The 14,562-nt window shown below is 58.7% G+C and carries 14 protein-coding genes; 8 read left to right on the top strand and 6 right to left on the bottom strand.

Features of this window, described 5'->3' with window-relative positions:
* Window positions 1-3: 3 nt before the first annotated feature.
* The 3 genes from ACF0H7_RS23515 to ACF0H7_RS23525 form a co-directional block, all read right to left on the bottom strand.
* Window positions 4-1,662, bottom strand: coding sequence for a cation acetate symporter (locus ACF0H7_RS23515; protein WP_397449247.1), 1,659 nt, complete (start codon window positions 1,660-1,662; stop codon window positions 4-6).
* Window positions 1,659-1,970, bottom strand: a complete 312-nt coding sequence (locus tag ACF0H7_RS23520; RefSeq protein ID WP_397449248.1) for a DUF485 domain-containing protein — start codon at window positions 1,968-1,970, stop codon at window positions 1,659-1,661. The genes ACF0H7_RS23515 and ACF0H7_RS23520 overlap by 4 nt, the downstream gene beginning before the upstream one ends.
* Window positions 1,971-2,219: 249 nt before the next feature.
* A complete protein-coding gene (locus ACF0H7_RS23525; protein ID WP_397449249.1) occupies window positions 2,220-3,074 on the bottom strand; it encodes a glycine betaine ABC transporter substrate-binding protein in 855 nt (284 codons plus the stop codon).
* Window positions 3,075-3,442: 368 nt separating this feature from the next.
* Here ACF0H7_RS23525 and ACF0H7_RS23530 point away from each other — a divergent pair, with 368 nt between their 5' ends.
* Entirely contained in the window at window positions 3,443-5,002 is a 1,560-nt protein-coding gene (locus tag ACF0H7_RS23530) for a beta (1-6) glucans synthase (RefSeq protein ID WP_397449250.1), read from the top strand.
* 578 nt (window positions 5,003-5,580) lie between these two features.
* Here ACF0H7_RS23530 and ACF0H7_RS23535 read toward each other — a convergent pair.
* Window positions 5,581-5,940, bottom strand: coding sequence for a hypothetical protein (locus ACF0H7_RS23535; protein WP_397449251.1), 360 nt, complete (start codon window positions 5,938-5,940; stop codon window positions 5,581-5,583).
* A 237-nt stretch (window positions 5,941-6,177) separates the two neighbouring features.
* Between ACF0H7_RS23535 and ACF0H7_RS23540 the strand changes: the two genes are divergently transcribed.
* From ACF0H7_RS23540 to ACF0H7_RS23550, 3 genes are all read left to right on the top strand, one after another.
* Window positions 6,178-7,476: a serine/threonine protein kinase gene (locus tag ACF0H7_RS23540; protein ID WP_397449252.1), complete on the top strand. Its 1,299-nt coding sequence runs from the start codon at window positions 6,178-6,180 to the stop codon at window positions 7,474-7,476.
* Window positions 7,469-8,272: a VacJ family lipoprotein gene (locus ACF0H7_RS23545; RefSeq protein WP_397449253.1), complete on the top strand. Its 804-nt coding sequence runs from the start codon at window positions 7,469-7,471 to the stop codon at window positions 8,270-8,272. Before ACF0H7_RS23540 ends, ACF0H7_RS23545 begins: the two co-directional genes overlap by 8 nt.
* A 207-nt stretch (window positions 8,273-8,479) precedes the next feature.
* Entirely contained in the window at window positions 8,480-9,334 is an 855-nt protein-coding gene (locus ACF0H7_RS23550; RefSeq protein ID WP_397449254.1) for a pirin family protein, read from the top strand.
* Window positions 9,335-9,471: 137 nt separating this feature from the next.
* On the opposite strand, the gene ACF0H7_RS23555 is transcribed toward ACF0H7_RS23550, so the two are convergent.
* Together ACF0H7_RS23555 and ACF0H7_RS23560 are read right to left on the bottom strand one after the other, a co-directional pair.
* Entirely contained in the window at window positions 9,472-10,674 is a 1,203-nt protein-coding gene (locus ACF0H7_RS23555) for a patatin-like phospholipase family protein (protein ID WP_397449255.1), read from the bottom strand.
* 32 nt (window positions 10,675-10,706) lie between these two features.
* Window positions 10,707-11,654, bottom strand: a complete 948-nt coding sequence (locus ACF0H7_RS23560) for a lipid A biosynthesis lauroyl acyltransferase (protein ID WP_397449256.1) — start codon at window positions 11,652-11,654, stop codon at window positions 10,707-10,709.
* 138 nt (window positions 11,655-11,792) lie between these two features.
* Between ACF0H7_RS23560 and minC the strand changes: the two genes are divergently transcribed.
* The 4 genes from minC (at window position 11,793) to ACF0H7_RS23580 (ending at window position 14,537) form a co-directional block, all read left to right on the top strand.
* On the top strand, window positions 11,793-12,536 hold the full coding sequence (minC, locus tag ACF0H7_RS23565) for a septum site-determining protein MinC (protein ID WP_397449257.1): 744 nt from the start codon (window positions 11,793-11,795) through the stop codon (window positions 12,534-12,536).
* Between the two features lie 202 nt (window positions 12,537-12,738).
* A complete protein-coding gene (minD, locus tag ACF0H7_RS23570; protein ID WP_397449258.1) occupies window positions 12,739-13,551 on the top strand; it encodes a septum site-determining protein MinD in 813 nt (270 codons plus the stop codon).
* Entirely contained in the window at window positions 13,551-13,805 is a 255-nt protein-coding gene (gene minE / locus ACF0H7_RS23575) for a cell division topological specificity factor MinE (protein WP_397449259.1), read from the top strand. The genes minD and minE overlap by 1 nt, the downstream gene beginning before the upstream one ends.
* Window positions 13,806-13,901: 96 nt before the next feature.
* A complete protein-coding gene (locus ACF0H7_RS23580; protein WP_397449260.1) occupies window positions 13,902-14,537 on the top strand; it encodes an RluA family pseudouridine synthase in 636 nt (211 codons plus the stop codon).
* Window positions 14,538-14,562 lie beyond the last annotated feature (25 nt).

Here is a 14,562-nt window from a genome sequence, read left to right on the forward strand (position 1 = left end):
CTGTTAGTGAGACACCGCACCGCTGGCGCCCAGGCCAGTCTGCGAACGGACGAATTGCGGGAAGAACAAGGCGCGTTCGCCTTCTGCCGCTTTCGATTTGTCGGTGATGGAGAAGAACCAGATACCGATGAAGGCCACGGCGATGGAGAACAGCGCCGGGTATTCGTACGGGAAGATCGGGGTCGGGTTGTGCAGGATCTGCACCCAGATGGTCGGGCCGAGGATCATCAGCGTTACTGCAGTAATCAAGCCCATCCAGCCGCCGATCATGGCGCCACGGGTGGTCAGATTCTTCCAGTACATGGAGAGCAACAGCACCGGGAAGTTACAGCTCGCCGCGATGGAGAACGCCAGGCCAACCATGAACGCGATGTTCTGGTTTTCGAACAGAATGCCCAAGCCGATGGCCAGTACACCCAACGCGATGGTGGTGATCTTCGACACGCGAATCTCATCTTTCTCGGTGGCTTTGCCGCCTTTGATCACGCTGGCGTACAGGTCGTGAGACACCGCCGTTGCGCCGGCCAGGGTCAGACCCGCAACCACTGCGAGAATGGTGGCGAAGGCCACGGCCGAGATGAAGCCCAGGAACAGACTGCCACCGACCGCGTTGGCCAGGTGAACGGCTGCCATGTTGTTACCGCCCAACAGTGCGCCCGCTGCATCTTTGAACGCGGGGTTGGTGCTGACCAGCAGGATCGCGCCGAAGCCAATGATGAAGGTCAGGATGTAGAAGTAACCAATGAAACCGGTGGCGTAGAGCACCGATTTACGCGCTTCTTTTGCGTCGCTTACGGTGAAGAAGCGCATCAGAATGTGTGGCAGACCGGCCGTACCGAACATCAACGCCAGACCCAGCGAGAATGCCGAGACCGGATCTTTCACCAGGCCGCCAGGGCTCATGATCGCTTCACCTTTAGGGTGAACTTTGATCGCCTCGGAGAACAGCGTGTTGAAGTCGAAGTTGACGTGTTTCATCACCATCAGCGCCATGAAGCTGGCACCGGACAGCAACAGTACCGCCTTGATGATCTGTACCCAAGTGGTTGCCAGCATGCCGCCGAACAGCACGTACAGGCACATCAGCACGCCGACCAGAATCACCGCCACGTAGTAGTCGAGGCCGAACAGCAGCTGAATCAGCTTGCCGGCACCGACCATTTGCGCGATCAGGTAGAACGCCACCACCACCAGCGAACCGCAGGCGGACAAGGTGCGAATCTGCTTCTGGCCGAGGCGATAGGACGCCACGTCGGCGAAGGTGTATTTACCCAGATTGCGCAGGCGTTCAGCGATCAGGAACAGAATGATCGGCCAACCCACGAGGAAGCCGATCGAGTAGATCAGGCCGTCGTAGCCGGACGCGAACACCAGTGCGGAAATCCCCAGGAAGGAGGCTGCCGACATATAGTCGCCAGCAATCGCCAGGCCATTTTGCAGACCGGTGATTTTACCGCCCGCGGTGTAGTAATCCGCCGCCGACTTGGTGCGTTTCGACGCCCAGTAAGTAATGCACAGGGTGAAACCGACGAAGGCGACGAACATGATGATCGCCGACACGTTAAGCGGTTGTTTATGCACAGCGCCAGTGAGGGCCTCAGCCGCCCACAAGCTCGGTGCGAATACTGCCAGGCCCAGGGCCGCGAGTAGACGCCGAATCATTGTTGAGCCTCCTTGAGAATGGCGTTGTTCAGATCATCGAATTCACCGTTGGCACGGTAGACGTAGATTCCGGTGAGGATGAAGGCTGACAGAATCAGGCCGACCCCAATCGGAATGCCCCACGTAATCGATGAGTCAGGGCTGATTTTTGCCCCGAGAACATGCGGTCCATATGCAATCAAGAAGATGAAGCCTGAGTAGAGCCCAAGCATGATCGCCGAGAGTATCCAGGCGAAACGTTCTCTCTTCGCAACCAGCTCCTTGAAACGCGGGCTGTTTTGAATCGAGAGGTAAATGCTGTCGTTCATTGTTTTTATCCTCGCAGCACAGATGAGATGGAACGTATTCCACTTTAGTCTGCTCTAGCTCGCACTCCAGACGACCTTAGTATTAGAACGACAGTAGTCGTTAGAACACTAAGTCCTATGCTTAAGCGTAGTGCGGGGCGCGCATCGGGGCGTGAATAAACACTGAAAATGGTGACCTATAAGCAAAAGGCCATCAGTCAATAACGGCTGATGGCCTCAAGAGGTGCTAACTAGACGTGTGCGGACGTATTACTTGGTCCATTCCGCAACGCGATCAGGGTGCTTGGCGACCCAATCTTTCGCGGCGGCGTCGGGCTTGGCGCCGTCCTGGATGGCGAGCATGACTTCGCCGATTTCATCCTTGGAGCTCCACTGGAATTTCTTCAGGAAAGCAGCGACTTCCGGTGCTTTCTTCTCGAGACCCAGGCTGCCGATGCTATTGACGGTTTCAGCAGCACCATAGACGCCTTTTGGATCTTCCAGGAAGCGCAGTTTCCACTTCGCGAACATCCAGTGCGGCACCCAGCCAGTGACGGCGATGGATTCATGTTTATTTTCAGCACGGGTCAGCTCGGAGATCATCGCGGCGCCGGAGCTGGCTTGCAGCTTGTAGCCATCCAGACCGTAGTCCTTGATCGCCTGGTCGGTCTTGAGCATCACGCCTGAACCGGCGTCGATACCGACGATTTTATTCTTGAAGCTGTCATCTGTTTTCAGATCGGCCACGGTTTGCGCCTTGACGTACTCAGGCACGATCAGACCGATTTTCGCATCCTTGAAGTTGGGACCGTAGTCGACAACCTTGTCCTTGTTCTTGGTCCAATATTCACCATGGGTCACTGGCAGCCAGGCCGACAGCATGGCGTCGAGTTTGCCGGTGGCAACACCTTGCCACATGATCCCGGTCGCAACGGCTTCGAGTTTGACGTCATAACCGAGCTTTTGCTTGATCACTTCAGCCGCTACGTTGGTGGTGGCGACACTGTCGGACCAGCCGTCGACATAGCCAATGGACAACTGAGGTTTTGCGTCTGCCATCGCCAGCGTGGAACTGATCGCAAGTGCCAGTGCGGCACCTGCGCCAAGGATACGTCGCATCTTCATCGTAACTTCCCCGAACTCGTACCCGACGACTGTCGGGCATCAATAACGTTTTTTTAAGGGACAACAAGACCCAAATGCCCGGCTTTGGAACACTGCCGCCCCCTCACGCTTCACCTGTTCAGGTGCCACTGACTGCGGCACCGTGCTGGCGCCTTGATAATCAACCTGCAAGGGGATGCCTCCTTCTCTGTCAGCGACCTCAAGACAGCGAGAAACGACACCAAGGAGCCATCAACGACAAATCCACCTGAATGCGACAAACCCTGGAAAAATAACGCCCGAAGATTGCATGGAGTAGCGAAAGGCCTTCTCCAGCCCCGGGAAAAATACGGGTAACATGCCGGCCTTCGCCCCACTTCGGCCCCATCATGCCTGCGACTTCCCGCTTCCCCGCCGTCCCTTATTTACTCGCCTGTGTACTCGCCCTGCTGGCCATGTGTGGCTTCTGGTATGGCCTCGGTAAACCGGTGATCCTGCCGGACGCCGCCACGCCGACACACAAATTGCAGTGCGCGTCCTACACGCCGTTCGACAAAGACCAATCGCCGTTCGACCAGCCGTTCAAGCTGCGCCCGAAACGTATGGATGCTGATCTGGCGCTGCTTGCCACCCGCTTCCAGTGCATCCGCACCTACTCGATGACTGGCCTTGAGGCGATCCCCGAATTGGCGCGCAAGCACGGTCTGAAGCTAATGATTGGTGCGTGGGTCAATTCCAATCCAGCGGACACCGCTAAAGAAGTCGACGCGGCCATCGCCTCGGCCAATGCCAACCCGGACGTGGTCACCGCCGTCATCGTCGGTAACGAAACCTTGCTGCGCAAAGAGGTCACCGGTGCGCAATTGGTGAAGCTGATTCAACAGGTGAAAAGCCAGGTCAAACAACCGGTGACCTACGCCGATGTCTGGGACTTCTGGCTGCAATACCCGGAAGTCGCGCCAGCGGTGGATTTCCTGACCATCCATTTGCTGCCGTATTGGGAAGACGATCCCAAGGGCATCGACGATGCGTTGCAACACGTGGCGCAGGTGCGGCAGGTTTTCGGCAGCCGCTTCGCCCCCAAAGACATCCTGATCGGTGAAACCGGCTGGCCCAGCGAAGGTCGCCAACGACAGACCGCCGTCCCGAGTCGCGCCAACGAAGCGCGCTTCATTCGCGGCTTCGTGGCCATGGCCGAACAGAACAACTGGCACTACAACCTGATCGAGGCCTTTGACCAACCGTGGAAGCGTGCGTCGGAAGGCGCAGTCGGCGGTTACTGGGGCTTGTTCGATGCCGACCGCCAGGAGAAAGGTGTACTCGCCGGCCCGGTGTCGAACCTGGCGTACTGGCCGTTCTGGCTGGCAGTCAGTGGCGGTCTGTTTGCGCTGACGCTGGCCTTCGCCGGGCGTGTTTCAAACGCCCGCGCAGCCATCGCCCTGCCGCTGCTCGCCGCCTTGGGTGCCTGCTGTATTGGCACCTGGGGTGAATTGGCGCGGGTCACCAGCCGTTTTGCCAGTGAGTGGGTGTGGGCGGTGGCGTTGGTCGGATTGAACCTGATCGTGTTGGCGCACGCCGCCTTGACCCTCTCGGCGAAAAATGGCTGGCGAGCAAAGGCGTTCCAGTGGTTTGAAGCACGGGCCGGTTGGTGGGTGGCCGCCAGCGGTTTCGCCGCTGCGGTGATGATGCTGGCGCTGGTGTTCGATGCCCGTTACCGCAGCTTCCCGACCCCGACCCTGTGGCTGCCAGCAATTTTCTATCTGCTGCGACCGGTAGCGGTGCCACGCCGAGAAGTGGCGCTGCTGACCTTTATCGTGGGTGCGGGCGTTGCTCCGCAGTTATTCGAGGAAGGATTGTCCAGTCAACAGGCGTTGAGCTGGGCGCTGGTGTGCGTGGTGCTGACCGCAGCGCTCTGGCGTTGCCTGCGGGTGCGTAACAGCCCCATGTGAAAATTGTGTTACCGGCCCCACAAAGGCCGGTTGTTTCACGGGTAACACGGAAACAAAAGGTCGTCATTTTTGTCCGTGTTTTTTCAGCTAAATTATTAAGCTATTGATTTTAAAGTCTTTTTAAAAGTTGGCACGACACATGCTATCTCTCTTGCACAACAAAAATAAAAACAAGCGACAACCCAATAAAAACAAAACGTATCGGCTCTGACATAACAAGAACAACACGGACAGAGGCGTAGCTAACAGATTTTTTTGGAGTGGAATTGCTTTCCCGGGATCTCGGTCCCGCAACCGGTCAAAGAATAATAAAACTACCTTCAGGTAGCTGCAGGACGGGTTGGATCACCTTAGTGATGAAGCAGGTCAGCGCTCAAAAAAATACGTTTGCTCTTGACCCCGGATGGGGGTCGCAGAAAAACAGCAGTGAAGGGACTGGTCGCCAAAAACAAAAACAGGCCGCCCTACAATAATAAAAAAGAGCACGTCACACGATTAGAGGGGAGCCCAGGCTCCCCTCAGTGCTGTCTGGGGTTTGAGTTGCAACATTGTAGGAGCGGGCTTGCCCGCAATTGCGATTACTGCGCTCTGACAAGCCGCAACCCGGCAATCACCACCGCAAACACCGCCATGTTGGCGCTATACAGCACCAGCGCCGGAATGCCGATCAGCAGCGCCAGCACCGCCAGGCCCCAACCACCACGCCCCGGCACGCAAAAAGCGATGACCGAGGTCAGCAGTGCGGCCCAAGCGATTGTCCCGAAGTGGATCATCCAACCCAACCCCGAGCGCATCTGGCATTGCCAGTCCAGCGCGTCATTGGCGCAAATGCCGACCCACTTCGCATCTTCCATCAACGAGTAGCGCAAGCCATAGCTGGCCGCCAGCCACAGCGGCAAGGCGATCAGCAGCAAAATCAGGGGCAAACGACGGGACATGCAGAACTCCAGAAAACAACGCGAGCGGACGCGAAAACGGCGCCCAGCATAATCGCCCGCCGCTGCTGTGCAAGGGCTGAGCGGAGATAAAGACCGCGTTTACTGTCGATAAATCCCGAGTACGTCTATTGTCTGAAAGTTATTACAGGTCCTTCACCGGCAGATGCGGCACTTTGGCACCAGCCCTGCGGTCATAGCCTGCGTACGTTTTCCAGCCTTTTCCCAAGGGATTTAGCCATGCTCCGTTTTTTGCGCTTCGCTGCCGTCCTCGGCAGCCTCGTCCTGAGTGCGTCCGCTCTGGCGGTCGACATCGACGCCAAAGGCTACGGCTTCCCGCTGACCAATCCCTTCGAGGCCACTATCGCCACCACGCCGGTGGACCTGCGCCCCAAACTGCCGGAAGACGCGGACATCAACCAGTCCGACTACAGCCTCAACTTGCGCCCCGAACGTGACTTCACCCTGCCCGACAACTTTTGGGCGGTGAAAAAACTGCGCTATCGCCTGGCCAAACAAGACCACCCTGCCCCGCTGATCTTTCTGATTGCCGGCACCGGCGCGCCTTACAACAGCACGATCAACGAATTCCTGAAAAAGCTGTATTACCAGGCCGGCTATAACGTGGTGCAGTTGTCATCACCCACCAGTTACGACTTCATGAGCTCTGCCTCGCGCTACGCGACGCCCGGCGTGACCAAGGAAGATGCCGAGGACTTGTATCGAGTGATGCAGGCGGTACGGGCGCAACAATCGGATCTGCCGGTGACCGAGTATTACCTCACCGGATATAGCCTGGGCGCACTGGACGCCGCCTTCGTCAGCCAACTGGATGAAAGCAAGCACAGCTTCAACTTCAAGCGCGTGCTGTTGCTCAACCCGCCGGTGAACCTCTACACCTCGATCAGCAACCTCGACAAGCTTGTACAAACGCACGTCAGGGGCATTAACGGCACCACCACCTTTTACGAGCTGGTGCTGGGCAAGCTGAGCAGTTACTTCAAGCAAAAAGGTTACATCGACCTGAATGACGCGCTGCTGTTCGACCTCCAGCAGTCCCGCGAGCATTTGACCAACGAACAGATGGCCATGCTGATCGGCACCTCGTTCCGCTTCTCGGCAGCCGACATTGCCTTCACCTCTGACCTGATCAATCGCCGTGGCCTGATCACCCCGCCGAAATACCCGATCAGCGAGGGCACCAGCCTGACACCGTTCTTCAAGCGCGCCCTGCAATGCGACTTCGATTGTTACCTGACCGATCAGGTGATACCGATGTGGCGTGCCCGCACTGACGGCGGCAGCCTGCTGCAACTGGTGGATCAGGTGAGCCTGTATGCGCTCAAGGACTACCTGCACAACAGCTCGAAAATTGCCGTCATGCATAACGCCGACGACGTGATTCTCGGCCCCGGCGACCTCGGTTTCCTGCGCAAGACCTTCGGCGATCGCTTGACCGTTTACCCCTACGGCGGCCATTGCGGCAACCTCAATTACCGCGTCAACAGCGACGCCATGCTGGAGTTTTTCCGTGGCTAAACGTCTTTTGCTGACTGCTGCCCTGCTCTGCGCGGGCGCCGTACACGCCGCCGATGTGCCGCGTGCCGAACACCCGGCCACCGTGGTCAGGGCCAACGATGCGGATGGTTTCACCGAGCCTTTGAAGTCGCTGAAATTCGACCCGGGCCTGGACCAGCGCGAGTTCGAACGGGCGACCCTCAACGCACTTAACGTCTATGACCCGATGGAGTCGTGGAACCGCCGGGTGTATCACTTCAACTACCGCTTCGACGAGTGGGTGTACTTGCCGGTGGTCGACGGCTACAAGTACATCACCCCCAAATTCCTGCGTACCGGGGTCAGTAACTTCTTCAGCAACCTGGGTGACGTGTCGAACCTGGTCAACAGCCTGCTGCAGTTCAAGGGCAAGCGCTCACTGCAAACCACCGGCCGCCTGTTGCTCAACACCACCCTCGGCGTGGTCGGTTTGTGGGACCCGGCGACCAAAATGGGCTTGCCGAAACAGGTTGAAGACTTCGGCCAGACCCTGGGTTTCTACGGCATGCCCGCCGGCCCGTACGTGGTATTGCCGATTCTCGGCCCGTCGAACCTGCGTGACACCGGCGGTCTGCTGGTCGACTTTACCGTGCAGGACCAGATCAACTTCCTGAACGTGGCGCAAACCAGCGAAAACCACCCGGAAATCTACCTGCTGCAAGCCATCGACAAGCGCTACACCACCGACTTCCGCTACGGCTCGCTGAACTCGCCGTTTGAATACGAGAAAGTGCGGTATGTGTACACCGAATCGCGCAAGCTGATGATTGGCGAATAACGCACAACCTTTGTAGGAGCGGCCGGTCGACGCTCGATTGCCCGCGATTGGCCTGACGCTGGGTGTCAGCTTGACCGCCATCGCGGGCAAGCCCGCTCCTACAAAATATCGAAATAGCCGATAACTACAACGCAAAAGCCCCCATTCATTGATCAGACGGATAGGCATAGGATGTGCGCCATTCCCACCTGATCAGGAGTTGCCGTGATGACTCAATTTCGTAAAGTACTGGCGATCCAGGCCGGTCAGCCGACGTCGGATGGCGCGGGTGTGCGCTTGACCCGAGTGTTTGGCGGCCCCGGCGTGGAACTGTTCGATCCGTTCCTGATGCTCGATGAGTTCGGCTCGGACAAGCCCGACGATTACATCGCCGGTTTCCCAGCGCATCCGCACCGTGGCTTTGAAACCGTGACCTACATGATCGAAGGTCGCATGCGCCATGAAGACCACCTGGGCAACGTCGGCCTGTTGCAAGGCGGCGGCGTGCAGTGGATGACCGCCGCGCGCGGGATTATCCACAGCGAAATGCCAGAGCAAGAAGAAGGCGTAATGCGCGGCTTCCAGCTGTGGCTGAACCTGCCGGGCAAGACCAAGCTCGAGCCGGCCAGCTATCAGGACATTCAACCGGAAAACGTTCCGCGTTTGACTACCCAGGCCGGCGTGGACGTCACGGTGATGGCTGGCCAGTTCGATGATGGCCAGGTGCAACAAGCCGGTGCGGTGCAGCGTCCGGACACTGAGCCGTTTTACTTCGACCTGCACATCCCGGCCGGCGCCAGCATCAGCCCGCGCATTCCCGATGGCCATCGGGTGCTGCTGTATGTGTACGAAGGCTCCGCAGAGCTTGCAGGTCATCCGCAGGCGATTGATACGAGCCGTCTGGCACGATTGTCGGAACAGGGCGAGGTGCAACTGCACAGCGCGTCTGGGGCCAAGGTGTTGCTGATTGCCGGCAAGCCGCTGGGTGAGCCGATCGTGCAATACGGGCCGTTCGTGATGAACACCCGGGAAGAGATCGAACAGGCGTTGCGTGATTTTCGGGATGATAAGTTGACTGCATAACACGCTGGGTGATGCACCGAACCCTCTGTAGGAGCTGCCGAAGGCTGCGATAGGCCTTCCAACGCGAAGGTCGTTCCGACCTTATCGCAGCCTTCGGCAGCTCCTACAGGGACGAAGGTGTGGCAGGCACTAGCGCCTCACGCCAAACGCAAAAACTTCTTCAACTGATCGCTCTGGGCCATGGCATCTTTGCGGCCCAGTTCGATCAGTTCGCTGCAATACCCCGCCTCGAACAGCAGATAACTCAACACCCCGGCGCCGCTGGTCTTGGTCGCGCCCGGTCCGCGCAGGAACATGCGCAAGGCCGGGGGCAGTTCGTGGCGGTGGCGGGCGGCGATTTCGTCGATGGGTTGGCTGGGGGCGATCACCAGCACTTCCACCGGCGCCAAACCCAGGGTACGCACCGGCTGTTCGCCTGGCAGCAATCGACTGAGCATGTTCAGCCGTTCCAGCAATTCGATGTCGCTTTCAAGGCTGTCGATGAAGGTGCTGTTGAGCATGTGGCCGCCAATCTGCGCCAGCGTCGGTTGGCTGCCCATCACCGTGCGATGCACCGGGCTGTTGGTTTCGATCCCGCGCGGGTTGCCGCTGACGCCCACCACCAGCACCCGATTCGCCCCCAGATGCAGCGCAGGGCTGATCGGTGCCGATTGCCGCACCGCGCCGTCGCCGAAATATTCCTGACCGATTTTCACCGGGGCGAACAGCAAGGGAATCGCTGAACTGGCCAACAAGTGTTCGACGGTCAATTGGGTCGGCAGGCCGATGCGCCGATGACGCAGCCACGAGTCGATCGAGCCGCTGCCCTGATAGAAGGTCACCGCCTGCCCTGATTCGTAACCAAAGGCGGTCACTGCCACGGCTTGCAAGTGTTTGGCTGCAATGGCGTGGTCGATGCCCGGTAAATCCAGGCGATCCGTCAACAGATCACGCAACGGTGAGCTGTTGAGCAAGGCTACCGGCACCTGAGAGCCCATGCCCAGCAGGCTGTGACCGACAAAACGACTGGCCTGATGAAACACGCCCGACCAGTCGCTGCGCAACACCTGATGGCTGCGAAAGCCTTGCCAGAATTGCACCAGTTGATGAATCGCCGCACAAAAGTGCGAGGCTCCACTGGCCAGTTTGACCGCATTGATCGCGCCGGCAGAGGTGCCGACGATCACCGGAAACGGGTTGGGCGCGCCGTGGGGCAGCAGGTCGGCAATGCCGGCCAGCACTCCAACCTGATAGGCGGCCCGGGCCCCGCCACCGGAAAGGATCAACCCCGTGACCGGCTCAGACGCGGTCCTGCCTTGAATCGAAGCCTCTACAGCGGCCATCTGCTCGGTGGCATTCATGACAATTTCCGTACGGCGCGTGTCGGCATTTTTTATTTGCTCTTCTTTTCCGCAACCTTCTTATACAACTTCGGCTCGCCCGGCGGTCGGCTTTTAAAGCGCCGATGGGTCCACAAATACTGGTCCGGGCATTCGGTGACGGCACGCTCGACGAACTGGTTGATGCGCAGGCAATCGGCCTCGTCGCTCTCACCGGGGAAATCTTTCAGCGGCGGATGGATCACCAGTTTGTAGCCACTGCCGTCGTCCAGGCGCTTCTGGGTAAACGGCACCACCACCGCGCGGCCCAGGGTGGCGAATTTACTGGTGGCGGTCACGGTCGCGGCCTGTATGCCGAAGAACGGCACGAAAAGGCTCTGTTTGGCGCCGTAGTCCTGATCCGGTGCGTACCAGATGGCGCGCCCGGCCCGCAGTTGCTTGAGCATGCTGCGCACGTCTTCGCGCTCCACCGCCAGCGAATCGAGGTTGTGCCGCTCGCGCCCCTGACGCTGGATGTAATCGAACAACGGGTTGTCGTGCTCGCGGTACATGCCGTCGATGGTGTGCTCTTGCCCGAGCAACGCGGCACCGATTTCCAGCGTGGTGAAGTGCAACGCCATGAGGATCACGCCCTTGCCGTCAGCCTGGGCTTGCTTCAGGTGTTCCAGGCCTTCGATGTGCGCCAGTCGGGTCAAGCGTTGGCGCGACCACCACCAACTCATGGCCATCTCGAAAAAGGCGACCCCGGTGGAGGCGAAGTTTTCTTTGAGCAGGTGTTTACGTTCGTCGGACGACAAATGGGGGAAACATAATTCCAGATTACGCCCGGCTATACGTCGGCGATCGTCGGCGAAACGGTACATTGCCAGACCGAGGATCCGGCCCACCACAACGAGTACCCGAAACGGCAACTGAACCACCAGCCACAGTGCTCCAAGGCCCAGCCACAGGGGCCAGAAGCGCGGATGAAGAAAAGCAGATCGAAAACGCGGGCGTTCCATTACAGCTTCCGTAAAGACAATGGCCGCGCATTCTACATCGGTTAGCTATTATCGGTTGAGTTCAGCGCGGCTTGCGACTCGCGGGCGTAATCGTTATAAGTCTCGGCACTTTTAGTGACAAGCTGCTTTGTGCCGACCATGAGCCAAAAAGAATTGAAAGACCAGGATCCGGTGTTCCAGTTGAAGGGCAGCATGCTCGCCATTACCGTGCTGGAGCTGGCCCGCAACAATCTCGAGAGCCTTGACCGCCAATTGGCGGCCAAGGTCGCCCTCGCACCGAATTTCTTCAGCAACACGCCGCTGGTGCTCGCGCTGGACAAACTGCCGCCCGGCGAAGGCGCGGTGGACTTGCCCGGCCTGATGCGCGTGTGCCGTCATCATGGCCTGCGGACCCTGGCGATTCGCGCCAACCGCATCGAAGACATCGCCGCCGCCATCGCCATCGACCTGCCCGTGCTGCCGCCTTCCGGTGCCCGCGAACGTGCGCTGGACCCGGCCCCGGAAGTCGAAGTGGTGAAGAAAAAGCCGGAAAAGCCACCCGAGCCGACGATCAAGCCGACCAAGATCATCACCTCGCCGGTACGCGGCGGGCAGCAGATTTATGCCCAGGGTTGCGACCTGATCGTCACCGCGCCAGTCAGTCCAGGTGCGGAACTTCTCGCCGATGGCAACATCCATGTGTATGGCCCAATGCGCGGAAGAGCGCTGGCCGGGATAAAAGGCGACACCAAGGCACGAATTTTCTGTCAGCAAATGGGTGCCGAACTGATCTCGATCGCCGGGCATTACAAGGTTTCCGAAGATTTGCGCCGCGATCCTCTGTGGGGTGCCGGGGTGCAGGTCAGCCTGTCTGGTGACGTGTTGAACATCACCCGTCTTTAACGGATACTGCCGTTTTTTTTAAGCATCTCTTATTCGTCGCGAAAACGAGGCAAACGCAGTCGCAAGTCGAGAAAAAACCAGGATTTTCCAGTGGTTAAGTCCGATGCACGGGGTTTTCGATTTGCAGTATTGCCCAACTATCGCCGTTTAAAGGGCTGTTCTTCAGGGACTAACTGTCCTTTTCCTCTAGGGGTGAAACACCTTGGCCAAGATTCTCGTGGTTACATCCGGCAAGGGTGGTGTGGGTAAGACCACCACCAGCGCCGCTATCGGTACCGGTCTCGCATTGCGCGGCCACAGAACTGTCATCGTCGACTTTGACGTCGGCTTGCGTAATCTCGATCTGATCATGGGCTGCGAACGCCGCGTGGTGTACGACTTCGTCAACGTGGTCAACGGCGAGGCAACCCTCACCCAGGCCCTGATCAAAGACAAGCGCCTGGAAAACCTGTACGTGCTGGCCGCCAGCCAGACTCGTGACAAAGACGCCCTGACCCAGGATGGCGTTGAAAAAATCCTCATGGAATTGAAGGAAACCTTCGAATTCGTGGTCTGCGATTCGCCTGCGGGCATCGAGAAAGGCGCGCACCTGGCGATGTATTTCGCCGACGAAGCGATCGTCGTGACCAACCCTGAAGTGTCGTCGGTCCGTGACTCGGACCGCATGCTTGGCCTGCTGGCCAGCAAATCCCGTCGCGCCGAAAAGGGCGAAGACCCGATCAAGGAACACCTGCTGCTGACTCGCTACAACCCGGAGCGCGTCACCAAGGGCGAAATGCTCGGCGTCGAAGACGTCGAAGAGATCCTGTCGATCCGCCTGCTGGGCGTGATTCCTGAGTCTCAGGCCGTATTGAAAGCCTCGAACCAGGGCATCCCGGTCATCCTCGATGACCAAAGCGACGCCGGCCAGGCGTACAGCGATGCCGTAGACCGTTTGCTGGGCAAGGAAGTCGTGCATCGTTTCATTGATGTGCAGAAAAAGGGATGGTTTGAGAAATTGTTTGGGGGTCGGTAATGAACATTTTTGACTTCTTTCGAGACCGCAAAAAAGAAAGTACGGCTTCGGTAGCGAAAGAGCGTCTACAGATCATCGTGGCGCATGAACGCGGCCAACGTAGCACCCCGGATTACCTGCCCGCCTTGCAAAAAGAGCTGGTGGAAGTGATCCGCAAGTATGTAAACATCGAGTCGGACCAAGTGCAGGTTGCCCTGGAAAGCCAAGGCAGCTACTCGATTCTCGAACTCAACATCACCCTGCCCGATCGTTGATCCGGCGGGTGCCCGCGGCGGCCGTTCGGCCCTTCTGATGGTGGAAGGGTCGAGCGGCCGCCGTTGGCGTTTCTAGCGTCTCGAGGTCCGTTGCACATGCCGTTGTCGAACATCCGCATCATTCATCAGGACGCTGGCGTTCTGGTAGTCGATAAACCGACCCTGCTGCTTTCCGTCCCCGGCCGCGCCGATGACAACAAGGATTGCCTGATCACCCGCCTGCAGGAAAACGGTTACCCCGAAGCCCGCATCGTCCATCGCCTGGACTGGGAAACCTCGGGCATCATCCTGCTGGCCCGCGACGCGGACACCCATCGCGAACTGTCGCGACAGTTTCACGACCGCGAAACCGAAAAAGCCTACACCGCGCTGTGCTGGGGCCAGCCTGAGCTGGACAGCGGCAGCATCGATTTGCCGCTACGCTACGACCCGCCGACCAAGCCTCGGCATGTGGTGGATTACGAATTCGGCAAAAATGCGCTGACCTTCTGGAAGGTGCTGGAGCGTTGCGGTGATTACTGCCGCGTGGAACTGACGCCGATCACCGGCCGCTCACACCAGTTGCGGGTGCACATGCTGTCCATCGGCCATCCGTTGTTGGGCGACGGCTTGTACGCGCATCCGCAGGCGTTGGCGGCGTATCCGCGTTTGTGCCTGCACGCCAGCATGCTCAGCTTCACCCACCCGCAAAGCGGCGAGCGTTTGCGTTTTGAGTGCCCGGCGCCGTTCTAGAGGTGCCCACGGAGAATCGCGTAAC

Origin of the sequence: Pseudomonas sp. NA-150 (assembly GCF_044336365.1) — a bacterium.
In the GTDB taxonomy this organism is placed as follows: Bacteria; Pseudomonadota; Gammaproteobacteria; order Pseudomonadales; family Pseudomonadaceae; genus Aquipseudomonas.

Excerpts from the sequence above, each read along its gene's own strand:
- ACF0H7_RS23515 (WP_397449247.1), bottom strand. The coding sequence starts at position 1,662 with ATGATTCGGCGTCTACTCGCGGCCCTGGGCCTGGCAGTATTCGCACCG.
- ACF0H7_RS23520 (WP_397449248.1), bottom strand. The coding sequence starts at position 1,970 with ATGAACGACAGCATTTACCTCTCGATTCAAAACAGCCCGCGTTTCAAG.
- ACF0H7_RS23525 (WP_397449249.1), bottom strand. The coding sequence starts at position 3,074 with ATGAAGATGCGACGTATCCTTGGCGCAGGTGCCGCACTGGCACTTGCG.
- ACF0H7_RS23530 (WP_397449250.1), top strand. The coding sequence starts at position 3,443 with ATGCCTGCGACTTCCCGCTTCCCCGCCGTCCCTTATTTACTCGCCTGT.
- ACF0H7_RS23535 (WP_397449251.1), bottom strand. The coding sequence starts at position 5,940 with ATGTCCCGTCGTTTGCCCCTGATTTTGCTGCTGATCGCCTTGCCGCTG.
- ACF0H7_RS23540 (WP_397449252.1), top strand. The coding sequence starts at position 6,178 with ATGCTCCGTTTTTTGCGCTTCGCTGCCGTCCTCGGCAGCCTCGTCCTG.
- ACF0H7_RS23550 (WP_397449254.1), top strand. The coding sequence starts at position 8,480 with ATGACTCAATTTCGTAAAGTACTGGCGATCCAGGCCGGTCAGCCGACG.
- ACF0H7_RS23555 (WP_397449255.1), bottom strand. The coding sequence starts at position 10,674 with ATGAATGCCACCGAGCAGATGGCCGCTGTAGAGGCTTCGATTCAAGGC.
- ACF0H7_RS23560 (WP_397449256.1), bottom strand. The coding sequence starts at position 11,654 with ATGGAACGCCCGCGTTTTCGATCTGCTTTTCTTCATCCGCGCTTCTGG.
- minC (WP_397449257.1), top strand. The coding sequence starts at position 11,793 with ATGAGCCAAAAAGAATTGAAAGACCAGGATCCGGTGTTCCAGTTGAAG.
- minE (WP_397449259.1), top strand. The coding sequence starts at position 13,551 with ATGAACATTTTTGACTTCTTTCGAGACCGCAAAAAAGAAAGTACGGCT.
- ACF0H7_RS23580 (WP_397449260.1), top strand. The coding sequence starts at position 13,902 with ATGCCGTTGTCGAACATCCGCATCATTCATCAGGACGCTGGCGTTCTG.